The organism is Planococcus sp. RAB007_Raresut (assembly GCF_057369535.1).
The window spans coordinates 1-247 of sequence record NZ_JBXYIF010000224.1 but is presented as its reverse complement, the minus strand read 5'-3'; the positions used below and the strand labels follow the sequence as shown (position 1 = coordinate 247).

Genomic DNA, 247 nt, shown 5'->3' with positions numbered 1-247 from the left:
CAACTTTTTCTGAAGCATCTGATCCTCGGTCAACCAATCCTCGACCATCTCGCCCCATTTCGTTCCGTACATCATGCCCCTCTTGGGGCGAATGGTTTCGTTTGGCAATTGAGCTGAATCCGCGTATTTTTTTACTGTTCTCCAATTGAGGTCTAGATTTTTAGCGATTCGATTGATTGAATGTGATTTGTGGTTTCTGAGAAATTTGATACAATTGATACCGGACATTGCTAGCATTCCTTCCATC

The 247-nt window shown here is 42.9% G+C and carries 1 pseudogene; it reads right to left on the bottom strand.

The features are described 5' to 3' along the window. A pseudogene (locus tag AC2Q9J_RS18355) lies at positions 1–228 on the bottom strand (IS21 family transposase); the annotation flags it as partial. Between the last annotated feature and the right edge of the window lie 19 nt (positions 229–247).